Raw genomic sequence first — 16034 nt, forward strand, 5'->3', positions numbered from 1 at the left:
TATCTGACAAAATTCAGTTATCTTAAAAATTTAAACATTTCTAAATACTTCTTATCAAGAGCAGGTGGAGGGACGAGCCCGACGAAACCCGGCAACCGATCTACAATTGTAGACACGGTGCTAATTCTCGCAGCATTACGCTGACAGATAAGGAGCTGGTTGTAAAAAAACCTCTCCTTAGCTGAGAGGTTTTTTTATTTAACTAGGAGGTTATAACAATGAGCGGAATTATAGCGACGTATTTAATCCATGATGATTCACATAACTTAGAAAAAAAAGCTGAGCAAATTGCACTCGGTTTAACAATTGGCTCTTGGACTCATTTGCCACACTTATTGCAAGAACAATTAAAGCAGCATAAAGGCAACGTCATTCATGTTGAGGAATTAGCTGAACATGAACATACCAATTCGTATTTACGTAAAAAAGTAAAACGCGGAATTATTAAAATCGAATATCCGCTATTAAACTTCAGTCCAGATTTACCAGCGATTTTAACGACTACATTTGGAAAGCTATCACTTGATGGCGAAGTAAAATTAATTGACTTAACTTTTTCAGACGAGTTAAAAAAACATTTTCCTGGTCCAAAATTCGGGATAGATGGTATTCGAAATCTTTTACAAGTGCATGATCGTCCCCTTTTAATGAGTATTTTTAAAGGAATGATTGGACGAAACATTGGGTATTTAAAAACGCAATTACGCGATCAAGCAATTGGTGGTGTAGATATAGTAAAAGATGATGAAATATTATTTGAAAATGCATTAACACCACTTACGAAACGCATTGTATCTGGAAAAGAAGTTTTACAATCCGTATATGAAACATACGGACATAAAACGTTATATGCCGTAAATTTAACAGGACGAACTTTTGATTTAAAAGAAAATGCTAAACGTGCAGTGCAAGCTGGAGCTGATATTCTATTATTGAACGTATTTGCTTACGGACTAGATGTACTACAATCACTTGCAGAAGATGATGAAATCCCAGTTCCTATTATGGCACATCCTGCTGTAAGTGGTGCTTATTCAGCATCCAAGTTATATGGAGTTTCATCTCCATTATTACTTGGAAAGCTACTACGTTATGCTGGGGCTGACTTTTCATTATTCCCATCTCCATACGGAAGTGTTGCGCTAGAAAAAGAGGAGGCTCTTGCTATCTCAAAATATTTAACTGAAGACGATGCATCTTTCAAGAAGAGCTTTTCTGTTCCGTCTGCTGGTATTCATCCTGGTTTCGTTCCCTTTATTGTACGAGATTTCGGTAAAGATGTTGTTATTAATGCTGGCGGCGGGATACACGGACATCCAAATGGAGCGCAAGGCGGCGGTAAAGCTTTCCGTACTGCAATTGATGCTACTTTGCAAAATAAACCACTCCATGAAGTAGACGACATAAATTTGCATAGTGCACTACAAATATGGGGAAATCCCTCTTATGAGGTGAAATTATGAGTATTCAAGTATTTTGTGATTTCGATGGCACGATTACAAATAATGATAACATTATGTCCATTATGGAAAAATTCGCACCACCAGAAGCCGAAGAAGTAAAGAATAAAATTTTATCACAAGAACTATCCATTCAAGAAGGTGTTTCTCAATTATTTCAATTAATACCTACTAATCTGCACGATGATATTATTCAATTTTTAATAGCAACTGCTGAAATCCGTAGTGGTTTTCATGAGTTTATACAATTCGTAAAGGAAAATAACATTTCTTTTTACGTGATATCAGGTGGAATGGATTTCTTCGTCTATCCACTCTTACAAGGAATCATTCCAAAAGAGCAAATTTATTGTAATGAAACAGACTTTTCAGCAGAGTTTATTACAGTTAAATGGCCTCATTCTTGTGATGATCATTGTCAAAATCATTGCGGATTATGTAAATCATCATTAATCCGTAAATTAAGTGATACAGATGACTTTCATATTGTAATTGGAGATTCTATTACTGATTTACAAGCCGCGAAACAAGCTGATAAAGTATTCGCTCGCGATTTTCTTATTACAAAGTGTGAAGAAAATCATATTGCTTATACACCGTTTGAAACATTTCAAGATGTGCAAGCTGAATTAAAACTTTTGTTGGAGGTGAAGGCATGAAACAACTTTTTCGTCAATGGTATGACTTAAGCGAGATAAAAAAAGAGTTAACAACACGAAATTGGTTCCCAGCAACAAGTGGTAATATTTCTATAAAGGTTAGTCATGAACCACTTACTTTTCTTATTACGGCAAGCGGTAAAGATAAAACAAAAACCACTCCAGATGATTTTCTATTAGTAGATCATGTAGGAGTTCCCGTTTTAGAGACTGAATTACGCCCTTCAGCAGAAACAATATTGCATACACACATTTATAACAATACGAATGCCGGTTGCGTACTTCATGTTCATACAACCGATAATAATGTCATCACAAATTTATATAGTGATGCAGTCACCCTTCAAAATCAAGAAATTATTAAAGCTCTCGATATTTGGGAAGAAGGTGCAACCATTCACATTCCTATTATCGAAAACCATGCCCATATCCCAACACTTGGAGAAAACTTCCGAAAGCATATACAAGGAGATTCGGGTGCAGTATTAATCCGTAACCACGGTATTACCGTATGGGGCCGAGATAGCTTTGATGCAAAGAAGAGATTAGAAGCTTATGAGTTTTTATTCCAATTTCATATAAAACTATTATCAATTCAAGGAGGCGTTTCTAATGGCGCAAATTCGTATTCATGAAGTAAATACTCGTATTGAAAATGAAGTGGAAGTATCTAAATTTCTACAAGAGGAAGGCGTTTTATATGAGAAATGGAATATTTCTAAACTTCCTACTCATTTAAATGAAAATTATTCGTTAACAGATGAAAACAAAGCTGAAATATTAGCTATTTTTTCAAAAGAAATCGCTGATGTTTCAGCACGTCGAGGTTATAAAGCACATGATGTAATCTCACTTTCAAGTAGCACACCTAACCTTGACGAATTATTAATTAATTTCCAAAAGGAACACCATCATACAGATGACGAAGTTCGCTTTATCGTCAGTGGTCACGGCATTTTCGCTATTGAAGGTAAAGATGGGAAATTCTTTGATGTTGAACTTGAGCCAGGCGATTTAATATCTGTTCCTGAAAATGCAAGACATTATTTTACCTTGCAAGATGATCGCCAAGTTGTAGCTATTCGTATTTTTGTGACAACTGAAGGCTGGGTTCCAATCTATTAAGGTAGTTAGTTGAATAAAAGGACTTGGACCCCCTTTTCCAAACTTTTATTCACTCTACATATATACATCCTCCTATGGAACAGGCTTATTTCATTTTGAAATAAGTCTGATTTTTTATTTACTTGAAAGTACCATTTCATCACAAATTTACACCTTAATTTTTCAAGTGCATTTTTCGAACATTTTTTGAACATTTATTGAATTTTTTCTGAAAATTCTGTTTTATATGTGATATACTACAATTAACTTAGAAGGAAAATAATATCGCAAACAGAGGGGGATAATCATGAGCTTACTTATCGCACTTATACTTGGAGTTACATGTGGAGCATTTCCTGTTATTTTAGGAGCTATTATGGAAGAGTTAGAAATTGGTGTTTTAGGATTTGTCGCATCTTGTGTAAGCGCTTTATTATTTGGTTTATTCGGCGCTATTCCTGTTTCAATTCTGTGTGCTTTTTATATAATACGCCATGCTCGTACAAAACAATTTGGTCCTAATCACATCGCACAAATTATCCCGTTCCCGGTTGAACGATGCCGACGCGCTTCTAACTTATAATTATAAAAATTAAAGATGACTAAATAAATAAAAGTCCTCAAATGAGGACTTTTATTTATTTTCTTCTAGAAATTGAAACAATTCTTGTAGATGTAGGGCATCTTCACCATAGCTAACAGATACATGAAATATACCATCAATCTCAGCTTGCATATAAAGATCCACTCCATCACGATCATATTTCAATGCCAAATAAAACTCCATTTCTTCTAACATCTTTTTTGAGGTTCGAATTACATAATGTCCCTTCTCATCTCTTCCATATTCAAATTCTGGTTCAAAATCATATTTTTGTTTAAAAGCTTCTTTTTGTTTTTCATTAATTTGCATACAAGTAGCTCGCTGTACAGTATCAATCATCTCATCAAACTTTTGAAGGTCCACCTCGTTTACCCCCTTATATATTTTTTATATAGTACTTGTGTTCCACTATTTTCTTCGCCATCCTTAATTAACTCTTCATACAATTCTTTCGCCAAACTTAAGCCTGGGACTGGTAATTGTAATTTTTCTGCTTCCTCTAAAGCAATTTTCATATCTTTCATAAAATGCTTTACATAAAATCCTGGCTCAAAGTCTCCTTTTAACATTCGAGGAGCTAAATTACTTAATGACCAGCTACCTGCTGCCCCTGTTGAAATACTCTCTAACACTTTATCTGGATTCAGTCCAGCCTTCTTCGCGTAAGCAACAGCTTCACATACTCCAATCATATTGGAAGCAATCGCAATTTGATTGCACATTTTTGTATGTTGTCCACTCCCAGCTGGTCCTTGTAATTGAATGTTTGTTCCTAACTTTTCAAGTAAAGGTAAGCATCTATCATATATTTCTTTCTCCCCACCTACCATAATTGCGAGTTTTGCTTCTTTCGCACCAACATCTCCTCCTGAGACAGGTGCATCTAACGTATATATATTTTTGCTTTTTGCAACTTCATTAATCCGTTTTGCTAAAGTAGGTGTAGATGTCGTAAAGTCAATTGCTATCGTACCTTCTTTTGCATGTTCTATAATTCCTTCTATACCAAAATACACTTCTTCTACATCATGTGGATATCCAACCATTGTCATTACAATATCAACTTGCTTTACTAACTCTTTTGGCGTATTACACCAATTTGCACCATCTTGCACTAAAGAATCTGTTTTTGCTTTCGTTCTATTATATACATATACTTTATGACCATCTTGCATTAAGTGATAAACCATACTTTTTCCCATTACGCCAATACCAATGAAACCTATTGATAAAGTTTTATGTTCCATTTTCTCATCCCCTTTGTTCTAATAAATCATTTACCATCTTTCGGAACTCTTTATTAAAGTCATCATCCATACTATTTTTCACATTTGAAAATAAAATAACAAAAGTTCCTTTTTCTTTATTAAAATTATTGAAAGTGTTCCAACCAGATAATACACCATGATTATGAAAATAATCTGGATATATATAAAAACTAAATGCATATTTCCGTTCTGCTGAAGGTGAAAACATTGCTTGTATACTTTGTTCAGAAAGAAGTTTTCCATTTATAATTGCTTCGTCTAATTTCTTCATATCTCCAACTGTCGTATACATCTCACCACAACCATATAGCCAATCCATGCCTAACTTCTGCGCTGGTACAAGCTCTTGATCTTTTTTCACATAACCCTTTGTAAAATTTTTATCTCCAGGTACCATATTTCCCATACCGGATTCATGCATATCTGCTTTTACAAATATGTTTTCTTTTATGTAATCTCCTAAAGGTTTTTTCGATATATGTTCTATTATATAAGCAAGCACCATATAATTATAATCTGTATATCTCCAACCTGTTCCTGCAGGAAATTCTAAATTTTGACGTCCAATCCAATTAATTAATTGTAAGCGGGAAGCCGCATTAATATTGCCTTTTGCGTGTTCAGGTAAACCAGAGGTATGCGTTAATAAATGATATAGCGTAATATTTTTATTCTCCGGAAATGAAGGAATATATTTATTTACATTATCTTGAATATTCAATTTCCCTTGTTCTTGCAGCTGTAAAATAGATGTGGCAACGACTGTTTTCGTAATAGAACCGATACGATATTTTGTTTGAGGCGTATTTTCTATTTTATTTTGAACATCAGCATACCCATATCCTTTATTCAATATAACATGCTCTTTATCTGTTACCAAAACTGTTCCATTGAATTGCTTTCCGACTAAATATTGATCTAATTTTTGAGATATGCTAGCATAATCAATTTGTTGCTCTTCTTTTTCTTCTATATTCCCTTGTACTTCCGATTCAATAGTAGGATTCACTTTAGTTGTTAATACAGTGTTTTCCTTTATATTGGGGCTAACAAGAAAATAGTATACTCCGCCGCCAACTATAGCAGACAGTGAAGCCACCACCATTACTTTTTTTATCATATTGATCCTCCATAATTCCTTCGCTAAAAATTGTCCCCCTATTCTATTATCAAACAATAAAAAAAAATCGCAACAATTTGTTGCGAAAAATCACATTTTTTCTTTTCTATACACACATACTTGATTCTTTCCATTTTTTTTCGCTTCATATAATGCAATATCCGCTCGTTGCATTAATTCTTCTCTTGTAGTTCCTTGTTCATATAACGCAACCCCAAAGCTAGCTGTTAACTTCGAAATTCCAGTGAATTGCTTTGTTTCAATGAAGAATCGTAATGATTCCGCAACTTGAAATGCTTCCTTTTCTACTGTATTTGTCACTAATATAATGAATTCTTCCCCTCCCCATCTTGCAAATACATGTTGCTGCTCCACTTTAGATTTCATAAGCTCTGCAAGTTGTATTAATGCCAAATCGCCAAAATCATGACCATATGTGTCATTAACTGTTTTAAAATTATCTATATCAAATAAAATAATTGCTATTTTCTCATCATTACGTATTACCTTTTCCCATTCTACCTCTAGTATTTGTTGAAACTTTAAACGATTATAAATCTCTGTCAATGAATCTATCATAGCAAGTCTTTCTTGTTCTTGATAGATTTCATCTAATTCTGTAATTTCCGTGCACTTTACAATAAATCTTGATAAATCTTCTGGCAATGGTGTCGCACGTAATAGAAAAGTAGATACTGCCCCTTCATAATTTGACATCTTAATTCTTCTACCGCTTGATAAAGTATCGTCTAGCCATGTTATATCATGCGTCGTCGAGTAGTATCCATTTTCTCTAATAAAATGTTCAGCAAATACTAAATGTTGCTCGCGATAGGCAAACAAATTTTCATATCCGAAAAACGTTAAAAAATTTGTATTACAATCAACAATTTCATCATCTTCTACTATAAATAATAAATCATTTTGAAAATCAAACATCGTTTGAAGCAGTTCCTGTTGTAAACTAACTTGCCTTACTAAAGAAAGTTGATACAAACTCTTATTCACTTCTTCTAACACTGCTTGCGGAGTTACAGGGGCTATTACAATATTACGTATTCCTAATGCAAGTACATCTGTAAATTCCTTTGTTATTTGTTGATCCCAAATGACAATGAATGTACTTTGCGAGGTATACATATTCTTTATATATTTTATTTGAGAATAATCTGTTACATACATAATTATAATGTGCGGTTTCGTTCTTTGAAATAATAGTTCGCCCTCTTCAAAACTATTTGCTATAAACATACATTTTGGATGGATATTTTCTATCGTTTGTTGATGTTTACATCCATTTTCTATATAAAGGACATTTAACTGCAGATCTTGTAACACATTTTGGAAAACCGTATTCTCTAATAAAAAATGTAGTATGTTCATCACTAGTCTTCACTCACTTCATATATCTTGTTCTACTGAATTCCTCACAAACATTTTTAAAAGACTGTTCTCCAATAAACTTTAATTTGTGAGAAATACATATTAACAAGCTAATTGAGAATGTTATCTTCCCTTTTCACTCTATAAATTCCTTTTTTAGTGTATGATTATAGGAATTATATCGTTTGTATGAATGCCCTAGCTTATTTCTTAAAACTTGACAATTAAAATAAAGATATTATATTCTTAAATTCGATAACTTACAAAATGTAAGTAATATACATTGCGTTTTCCCGATAATTTTATATACAATTTGGAGGATATATTATGACAAACGACAACTTTTTTAACGTTCTATATGAACGCACATCTACACGTGCATTCAACCCAAATAAAGAAATCTCATCTACAGAATTACATGAGATTTTAAAAGCAGCAGCACAAGCACCTTCCGCTTGGAACTTACAACACTGGAAATTCCTTGTTTTTCAAGGTGAAGATGTACAAAAACGATTACACCCAATAGCTTATAACCAACAACAAATTCTTGATGCTTCTGCAGTAGTCGCTATTTTAGGTGATTTAGAAGCTTATAAAAATGTTGAGCCAGTATATGGTCCAATTGTAGAACAAGGATTTATGAAAGAAGAAGCAAAAGAACGCTTAGCTAAAAATATTGAATCTGCATATGCTCGTGAACAATTCCCAAGAGATGCTGCCTTTTCAAATGCATCTTTAGCAGCAATGCAACTTATGCTTGCAGCTAAAGCAACTGGTTGGGATACTTGTGCTATTGGTGGCTTCAATCCACAATCACTGACAGACGAATTTAACGTTTCATCTCGTTACGTTCCAATTATGCTTATTACAATTGGTGAATCAACTTTAAAAGGCCACCCTGCACCTCGCATGAGCGTAGAGCAAGTAAGCGAGTGGGCAAAATAATAAAAAACGAAGGCAACTACATTGCCTTCGTTTTTTTATTCCCTGTCATACTTTTGTAATATTACTACAAATCATTCGACATTTATACTTATGGAAAAGTATATTCTATTCCCTTCTCATAAATAAACGTGACGTTTCATGTCGAATTTTGTTAAGGCGTTGAAATATACCCGTGTATTTTTGTTACAATTGTGATACAATGATAACAAATAGATAACAAGAGAGGGATTTTCATTGAGTTCATACGGAAGCTTTATCGCACTTTTATGTTACATAGTAACTGTACTGCTTCTATATTTTATTGGTGATGCCGCAAACATCTCCATTTTACAATTTCCAAAAGAAGAAGCATTCCAATTAGAATCAGAAAAACATACTGCACGATCCATTGTACCACTACTCCTAGCTCTTCCTGTATATATCATCGTTTTATATAAAAGTAAAAAAGTGTAAAGGCTACCCATTTCATTTATTTCGGTGGTTTTTACATTTTTTTGTTATATTCCACCTATTTTAAACATCATTCCATACTAAACACCCAGCTAGTCATTTAAAATGAGAAAATCCCCTAGAAAAAATTCCACTCTCTGTCCAGTCACTAACTACCGAACTTACATAGATTATAAGTGTGAAGGGGGTGATGAGGATTATGTTTGGATCATTTGGATGCTGTGATAACTTTAGAGAATGTCATCATCATGAAAGAGAGCGCGACCATCGCGAGAAAGAGAGAGAGAGAGAGGTTAGACCACAACAACCAGCTGTATGTAACGTACTTGCTAACATTTCAGTTGGAACAGAACTTTCTCTTTTAAGCATTAGAGGTAACGGCACATTCAACAATGTTATTTTTGAAGGTTTCGCTAACGGTGTTGCTCTTTTCTCTGCTTTAGCTCGTAATGACAAAGACAACAAAGATAACAATAAAGACGATAAGAACAATCAAAATCGAAATACTTTTACTGGTATTTTACGTGTATGCCCAACTGATATCGTTGCAATCGCTATCTAATTCTGTCTCTTATCCTCGATAGTAAGCAAATAAGATTTACTTTTCTCATAGAAAAAACCTGAGACCGATTTCAAATCGACTCAGGTTTTTTTATTAATTATATGCTTTTAACTAGTTCAACAACTTCTTCAGCAGTTGACATCATTAATGCTTTTTCTGCTAATGTTTCCATTTCTGCTTTTGACAACTTGCTTAGCTGTGTTCTTGCAGGAAGAATAGATGTTGCACTCATACTGAACTCATCTAAACCTAATCCTAATAATAATGGGATAGCAAGTGAATCGCCCGCCATCTCACCACACATACCAGCCCATTTGCCTTCTTTATGAGCAGCATCGATAACCATTTTTACAAGACGTAAAATAGATGGGTTATATGGTTGGTATAAGTATGATACTTGTTCGTTCATACGGTCTGCAGCCATTGTGTATTGGATTAAATCATTTGTTCCGATAGAGAAGAAGTCAACTTCTTTCGCGAATTGATCTGCTAATACTGCTGAAGCTGGGATTTCAACCATCATACCAACTTCAATAGAATCAGAAACAGTTGTACCCGCTTCTACAAGTTTCGCTTTCTCTTCTAATAAAATCGCTTTCGCTTGACGGAACTCATCAAGAGTTGCAATCATTGGGAACATAATTTTTAAGTTACCGTATACGCTAGCACGAAGTAATGCACGAAGTTGTGTACGGAACACATCTTGCTCATCAAGACATAAGCGAATTGCACGGTATCCTAAGAATGGGTTCATTTCTTTTGGTAAATGTAAGTATGGAAGCTCTTTATCTCCACCGATGTCAAGTGTACGAACAACGACTGGCTGACCTTCTTTTACACCTTCAAGAACTGCTTTATACGCTTCGAACTGCTCTTCTTCTGTTGGAAGATTGTCACGGCCCATGTATAAGAATTCTGTACGGTATAAGCCAACGCCTTCTCCGCCATTATCGATAATACCTTGTACATCATTTGGTGTTCCGATATTTGCAACAAGCTCAACGTGATGTCCGTCACTTGTTACAGTAGCTTGGTCTTTTAATTTAGCCCATTCAGCTTTTTGCTCTTCAAATTTCGCTTTCTTTTCTTCAAACGAACGAAGAGTTTCTTCTGATGGGTTTACAATTACTTCTCCATCTAAACCGTCAATGATAACGATATCGCCGTTTTGGATTTTCTCCATAACAACTTTCGTACCAACAACAGCTGGAATTTCCATAGAACGAGCCATAATTGCAGAGTGAGATGTACGTCCACCGATATCAGTAGTGAAACCTTTTGCATACTTACGGTTTAATTGAGCTGTATCAGATGGTGTTAAATCTTCAGCAATGATGATTACCTCTTCAGAAATTGTACCAGGATTTGAGAAGTTAATTCCTAGTAAATGTGCAAGAACGCGTTTTGTTACGTCACGAATGTCCGCAGCACGTTCTTTCATATATTCGTTATCCATGTTTTCAAACATAGAAATAAACATTGATGCAACTTCATCCATTGCAAATTCAGCATTTACTTTTTCGCTATTTACTTTATCTTTTACTGGATTTACTAGTTCTGGATCATTTAACACTAATAAATGTGCTTCAAAGATCGCAGCTTTGTCAGCACCTAGCTCAGCAAATGCGTGGTCCTTAATAGCTTCTAATTCAGTTTTTGCTTTCTCAAGCGCAGCGTCTAAGCGTGCAATTTCTGCAGCTTCGTTTGTAATTGATTTCTTTTCGATGTTAAATTCAGGATTTTCAAGTCTGAAAGCCTTTGCAATAGCAATCCCACTTGATGCAGCGATCCCTTGAATGTTAAGAGTCATTATTCTCCTAATCCTTCGTTTTTCATAGTTTCTTCGATAGCTGCTAGTGCTTGAGCTGCATCATCACCATTTGCAGTGATTTTAATTTCTGCGTTTTGTTGAATGCCTAAAGACATAACGCCCATGATTGATTTTAAGTTAACGTTCTTTCCGTTATACTCTAAGTTAATGTCAGAACCGAATTTGCTTGCAGTGTTTACAAGTAGAGTTGCTGGACGAGCATGAATTCCTGAGTCGCTAGTTACTTTAAAGATTTTTTCCATGATAATTTATCTCCTTTAAATTACAGTATTTTTTAGTTGTATAGACGTGAGTACTACATCATCTATTGTATATAATAGGCGATGTTCGGTCAACCACATCGCCTATTATAATTATAAACATTTTGCGTCAAATTCCTACTGAATGTCAATAATAGCGGTTTCGCCCTTCTTAACATTTCCATCTTTTTTCAATTCGACTTGTTGCCCTTGTTGTAAGTTTGTAAAGACAATTGGTGTAATGATAGATGGTGCATTTTCTTTTACAAATGCAAGATCTACTTTTAATAATGGTTGGCCTTGTTTCACCTTGTCGCCTTGTGCTACAAGCGCTTCAAAACCTTCACCATTTAATTTTACAGTATCAATACCGAAGTGGATTAAAATTTCTTTTCCGCCTTCAGATTGAATACCAATCGCATGTTTTGTAGGGAATACATTGACAATCTCACCGTTCACTGGAGAAACTACTGTTCCTTCAGTTGGCTCAATTGCAAATCCGTCTCCCATCATTTTTCCTGAGAATACTTGGTCAGGCACTTCTGTAATTGGTAAGATTTTCCCTTCGATTGGTGATACAATTGTTTCATTTTCATCAACTTTTTGAGGAGTTTCTTCCACTTTTACAGGTTCTTCTTTTTCAACATGAGGTGTACGACCTGACATAATATCATGAATTTGTGATTTTAATGTGTCAGATTTCGGTCCGAAAATAGCTTGAATGTTATTTCCAACTTCAAGTACACCAGCTGCTCCAAGTTCTTTTAAGCGGTCTTTGTTTACATTCTTTTGTTCGTTAACTTGAACACGTAAACGAGTAATACAAGCATCTAAAGAAGCAATGTTTTCTTTACCACCAAGTGCTACTAATACTTCACGAGGAAGTTCGCCTGCTTCTGCTTTTCCTGCGCCGTCATTTGCATTTGCCACTTCACGACCAGGTGTTTTTAGATTCCATTTACGAATTGCAAAGCGGAATCCGAAGTAGTAAATAACTGCTAGTACAAGACCAACAATAATTACCCACCACCATGCTGTACGGCCTGGTAGTACACCGAATAATAGGAAGTCAATTAAACCACCAGAGAATGTCATACCAATTTTAACACCTAAAATTTGCATTGTCATAAATGATAGACCAGCAAATACAGCGTGAATTCCGAATAATACTGGCGCTACGAATAAGAATGAAAATTCAAGTGGCTCTGTAATACCTGTTAAGAAAGATGTTAATGCTGCAGAACCTAAAATACCTGCTGCTAATTTTTTATTTTCTGGACGTGCTTCATGGTACATTGCTAAAGCTGCTGCTGGAAGACCGAACATCATGAACGGATACTTACCAGTTGTAAATGTACCTGCTGTTAATTCTACACCGTCTTTTAACTGTGCCATAAAGATTTTTTGGTCACCACGGATTAATTCGCCAGCTGCATTTGTATACTGACCGAATTCGAACCAGAACGGTGAATAGAAAATGTGATGTAATCCAAATGGAATTAATGAACGTTCAATTAAACCGAATATAAATGCTGCGATTGTTCTATTTGCATCAATCATTTGATGTGAGAACGTATTTAAGCCACCTTGAATGTATGGCCAAACGAAGCACATGATAATACCTACTATTAAAGAGAATGTTGCAGTTGCGATCGGTACGAAACGCTTACCTGCAAAGAAACCTAAGTATGATGGTAATTCAATGTTGAAGTATTTATTATAGCAATATGCCGCTACTATACCGACGATAATACCACCAAATACCCCTGTTTGTAGCGTTGGAATACCTAATACGTTCGCATACGCTGGATCTGCAAATCCAATTTTTACTGGGTCTGCTCCAGAACTTGTTACTTTCACTAGCTTATCTACTTCTAAGAACACACTCATCGTTTTGTTCATAATTAAGTAGCCGACGAATGCTGCTAAACCAGCTACTCCGTCTCCACCAGCTAAACCAATTGCTACCCCAACTGCGAATAATAATGCAAGGTTAGCGAAAATAATATCACCAGATTGTTCCATAATTTTTGCAACCATTACGAACCAATCTGCTTTTAAAGCAGGAATAACATTTGTTAACTGTGGATTTTGAAATGCATTACCAAATCCAAGTAAAATACCTGCCGCCGGTAAAATCGCTACTGGAAGCATTAACGCTTTTCCGACTTTTTGAAGAACACCAAAGATATTCTTAAACATGGAAACCCTTCCTCTCTTATCTATATTGATACCTTCCGACAAACGCCAAAAAGACATGAGGAAAAAAAGATAGAACGATAGCTATACAAAGGGTAGTATATCCCTTTCTCTAGCTTACATTCCTTACTTTTCTCCACTCATGCCTGATCGAATCAGTAACACGTGTCAAAAATAGGTTTACGTATAAGTTCACTATAATTAAGGCAAACGTTTTCGTTACTCACCTTAATGTGTTTGTCGAAATTTGTATAACTTTGCAATAGTTATTATACATAACTATTGTAAGCGATTCAATCATTTTTTTTAACGTTTTCATTTTAGACAAAAATATATGACTTTTTACACATGCTCTGCCTTTACTAAGCGTTGCAAGTGCATCGTTAAATAAATACTTTCAGCTTCATATACAGGTAGTTGCAACTCTTTTTGCATGACCTTAACTAGCTTCCAAGCCAAGTTATAGCAAACTGGATACTCCGCCTTTAATAAATCAGCAAAACTTTGCGATTCCTCTACTTTTTCTCCTTTTTTCACCCTCTCAATAGCATATTGAAGATGACGAATAAGACGTAAATAATGAATGCTCTCTTGATCTAATGTAATTTGTAAGTTTGTCTCAATTAAAGATACAAGTTGTGCAATGAGACGGGAGTTTTGATTAACTGAAGATAAATCAGAATTTGTAAGCGAACTGTAAATGTGCAGTGCAATAAAACCAATTTCTCCTTCAGGCAATGTAATTTGCAAACGAGAATTTAAAAGTTCTACAACACCTTCCGCAATTTCATATTCCTCTGGATAGAGCATTTTTGTTTCAACTAAAAAAGGGTTATCAATTGTAAGTCCTTGTTTTAACCTTTTAATCGCAAATGAAATATGATCTGTTAACGCAATATGAATATGTTCATTTAGTGGAGATTTCGCTTTTCCTTGAATGTACAGCATAATATCGTTCATCAATTCAATTAATTTTTCACTAATATGCGGCACTAATAATTTGTATTGTTCACGATCACGTTCATTTTTTAAGACAAACATTTTTTCGATTTGTTCTTGCTCCAATACATCTTTCGCTTTTTTCCCAAATCCAATTCCTTTACCAATCACTACTACTTCCTCGTGTTCCGGATGGCTAGCAATGATGACATTATTATTTAAAACTTTTTTAATTTCTAGATAATTACTCATATAACACCACCCTCGTACTTAAATAGCCTACTTTTATGTTACAGAATATTCTTCTTTGTCGTCAATGTAAAACATCTGCCATTTAATAAAAATTCATTTTTTAGACATGTTTATATATGATGCGTATAATGTAAGAGCAACTGTACATAGAAAGGAGATAACAGCATGATTAAAATGTTTGTAAGTGATATCGATGGTACAATGATGCAACACGGAGGTCTTATTGATGAACAAGATGTTGCGGCACTGCGCAGCCTCGCCGAACAAAATGTTATTCTTTGCTTCGCTTCCGGAAGACTTGATAATGAAATTGCAGACTTAATGAAAGCTGTGAATACAAATTTTCATCGTATTAGTGTAAATGGTGTTTTTGTATATACACATGAAAATAAACAACTATTATCTGCAACTTTTGATTCCAGCATACTTCCCGATTTGTTAGCTATGACGAATGAAGAGCCTTATTTCCGTTATGTAAGTGATGAGCATAATTATTACATTGAAGAGAAAACACCTTTTATTCAAGAACTTGAACAACAAGTAACTATGACTTCTGTTGAAGAACCAAACTTACTACAGAAGATTGATGATACAATTTTCCCAAATAAAATTTCTGTCGGCGGAACAAAGGAGAGCTTACAACTCCTTCAGAAAAAAATTGATGAAAAATTCCACGGGAAAGTTAGTACTTTCATCTCAGCAGAACAATGTTTAGATGTAATGCCACCGAATGTTAGTAAAGGCTCTGCCATTTCTGTTTTATTAAATGAGTTTCAAATAAAACCTGAGGAAATTGCTTGTATAGGGGATTCTTACAATGACATTCCTATGTTTTCTTTAACTCCTCACAGTTTTGCTATGTCACAAGCAGATGATGCAGTAAAAAATCACGCTCACTATGTAGTAAATCACGTCAAAGATGCTGTTAACCACGTAATTGCTCATAATAAAAATACGACTCATTCCTTATAAGGATGAGTCGTATTTTTATTTCTTTACATGTTAACCATTTTCAATTC

General features: G+C 34.7%; 17 protein-coding genes and 1 riboswitch. Of the genes, 9 read left to right on the plus strand and 8 right to left on the minus strand.

Annotated elements, in window-relative coordinates:
• Positions 1–48: 48 nt before the first annotated feature.
• Positions 49–154, plus strand: a riboswitch (SAM riboswitch).
• A gap of 64 nt (positions 155–218) precedes the next feature.
• From mtnW to ACTL4X_RS20470, 5 genes are all read left to right on the plus strand, one after another.
• The gene (gene mtnW / locus ACTL4X_RS20450; RefSeq protein ID WP_000014186.1) at positions 219–1463 is read left to right on the plus strand and encodes a 2,3-diketo-5-methylthiopentyl-1-phosphate enolase; all 1245 of its coding nucleotides are present in this window, start codon (positions 219–221) and stop codon (positions 1461–1463) included.
• Positions 1460–2119 carry a 2-hydroxy-3-keto-5-methylthiopentenyl-1-phosphate phosphatase gene (locus ACTL4X_RS20455; protein WP_000027459.1) on the plus strand — a complete coding sequence of 220 codons (660 nt, stop codon included), beginning with the start codon at positions 1460–1462 and terminating at the stop codon, positions 2117–2119. Before mtnW ends, ACTL4X_RS20455 begins: the two co-directional genes overlap by 4 nt.
• Positions 2116–2754, plus strand: coding sequence for a methylthioribulose 1-phosphate dehydratase (locus ACTL4X_RS20460; protein ID WP_000811341.1), 639 nt, complete (start codon positions 2116–2118; stop codon positions 2752–2754). Before ACTL4X_RS20455 ends, ACTL4X_RS20460 begins: the two co-directional genes overlap by 4 nt.
• Complete coding sequence (locus ACTL4X_RS20465; protein WP_000057314.1) at positions 2732–3244, plus strand: 1,2-dihydroxy-3-keto-5-methylthiopentene dioxygenase; 513 nt, start codon at positions 2732–2734, stop codon at positions 3242–3244. The genes ACTL4X_RS20460 and ACTL4X_RS20465 overlap by 23 nt, the downstream gene beginning before the upstream one ends.
• A gap of 286 nt (positions 3245–3530) precedes the next feature.
• Entirely contained in the window at positions 3531–3806 is a 276-nt protein-coding gene (locus tag ACTL4X_RS20470; protein WP_000054659.1) for a hypothetical protein, read from the plus strand.
• Between the two features lie 51 nt (positions 3807–3857).
• On the opposite strand, the gene ACTL4X_RS20475 is transcribed toward ACTL4X_RS20470, so the two are convergent.
• From ACTL4X_RS20475 to ACTL4X_RS20490, 4 genes are all read right to left on the minus strand, one after another.
• Positions 3858–4190: a DUF3909 family protein gene (locus ACTL4X_RS20475; protein ID WP_000365619.1), complete on the minus strand. Its 333-nt coding sequence runs from the start codon at positions 4188–4190 to the stop codon at positions 3858–3860.
• Between the two features lie 5 nt (positions 4191–4195).
• Entirely contained in the window at positions 4196–5074 is an 879-nt protein-coding gene (locus ACTL4X_RS20480; protein WP_000400431.1) for an NAD(P)-dependent oxidoreductase, read from the minus strand.
• A 4-nt stretch (positions 5075–5078) separates the two neighbouring features.
• The gene (locus ACTL4X_RS20485; RefSeq protein WP_000592910.1) at positions 5079–6215 is read right to left on the minus strand and encodes a serine hydrolase; all 1137 of its coding nucleotides are present in this window, start codon (positions 6213–6215) and stop codon (positions 5079–5081) included.
• Positions 6216–6305: 90 nt separating this feature from the next.
• Positions 6306–7598, minus strand: coding sequence for a GGDEF domain-containing protein (locus tag ACTL4X_RS20490; protein WP_001023185.1), 1293 nt, complete (start codon positions 7596–7598; stop codon positions 6306–6308).
• Positions 7599–7925: 327 nt separating this feature from the next.
• Between ACTL4X_RS20490 and ACTL4X_RS20495 the strand changes: the two genes are divergently transcribed.
• The 3 genes from ACTL4X_RS20495 to ACTL4X_RS20505 all read left to right on the plus strand — a co-directional run bounded on the left by ACTL4X_RS20495 (position 7926) and on the right by ACTL4X_RS20505 (position 9555).
• Complete coding sequence (locus tag ACTL4X_RS20495; RefSeq protein ID WP_441394947.1) at positions 7926–8543, plus strand: nitroreductase family protein; 618 nt, start codon at positions 7926–7928, stop codon at positions 8541–8543.
• A gap of 234 nt (positions 8544–8777) precedes the next feature.
• Positions 8778–8996, plus strand: coding sequence for a hypothetical protein (locus ACTL4X_RS20500; RefSeq protein ID WP_000100485.1), 219 nt, complete (start codon positions 8778–8780; stop codon positions 8994–8996).
• A 196-nt stretch (positions 8997–9192) separates the two neighbouring features.
• Positions 9193–9555: a DUF3915 domain-containing protein gene (locus ACTL4X_RS20505; protein WP_000468040.1), complete on the plus strand. Its 363-nt coding sequence runs from the start codon at positions 9193–9195 to the stop codon at positions 9553–9555.
• Positions 9556–9652: 97 nt separating this feature from the next.
• Here ACTL4X_RS20505 and ptsP read toward each other — a convergent pair whose 3' ends face one another.
• The 4 genes from ptsP to glcT all read right to left on the minus strand — a co-directional run bounded on the left by ptsP (position 9653) and on the right by glcT (position 15015).
• On the minus strand, positions 9653–11365 hold the full coding sequence (gene ptsP / locus ACTL4X_RS20510; protein ID WP_000174207.1) for a phosphoenolpyruvate--protein phosphotransferase: 1713 nt from the start codon (positions 11363–11365) through the stop codon (positions 9653–9655).
• Positions 11365–11628 (minus strand): phosphocarrier protein HPr, encoded by a 264-nt coding sequence (gene ptsH / locus ACTL4X_RS20515; protein WP_000411080.1) that lies wholly within the window; start codon positions 11626–11628, stop codon positions 11365–11367. The genes ptsP and ptsH overlap by 1 nt, the downstream gene beginning before the upstream one ends.
• Positions 11629–11763: 135 nt before the next feature.
• The gene (ptsG, locus tag ACTL4X_RS20520) at positions 11764–13827 is read right to left on the minus strand and encodes a PTS glucose transporter subunit IIABC (protein WP_000475799.1); all 2064 of its coding nucleotides are present in this window, start codon (positions 13825–13827) and stop codon (positions 11764–11766) included.
• A 339-nt stretch (positions 13828–14166) separates the two neighbouring features.
• Positions 14167–15015: a glucose PTS transporter transcription antiterminator GlcT gene (glcT, locus tag ACTL4X_RS20525; RefSeq protein ID WP_000073858.1), complete on the minus strand. Its 849-nt coding sequence runs from the start codon at positions 15013–15015 to the stop codon at positions 14167–14169.
• A gap of 165 nt (positions 15016–15180) precedes the next feature.
• On the opposite strand from glcT, the gene ACTL4X_RS20530 reads away from it, so the two are divergent.
• The gene (locus ACTL4X_RS20530; RefSeq protein WP_000594248.1) at positions 15181–15987 is read left to right on the plus strand and encodes a Cof-type HAD-IIB family hydrolase; all 807 of its coding nucleotides are present in this window, start codon (positions 15181–15183) and stop codon (positions 15985–15987) included.
• The last annotated feature ends 47 nt before the right edge of the window (positions 15988–16034 follow it).

Source organism: Bacillus sp. RE35 (assembly GCF_052146655.1).
Classification (GTDB): Bacteria; Bacillota; Bacilli; order Bacillales; family Bacillaceae_G; genus Bacillus_A; species Bacillus_A cereus.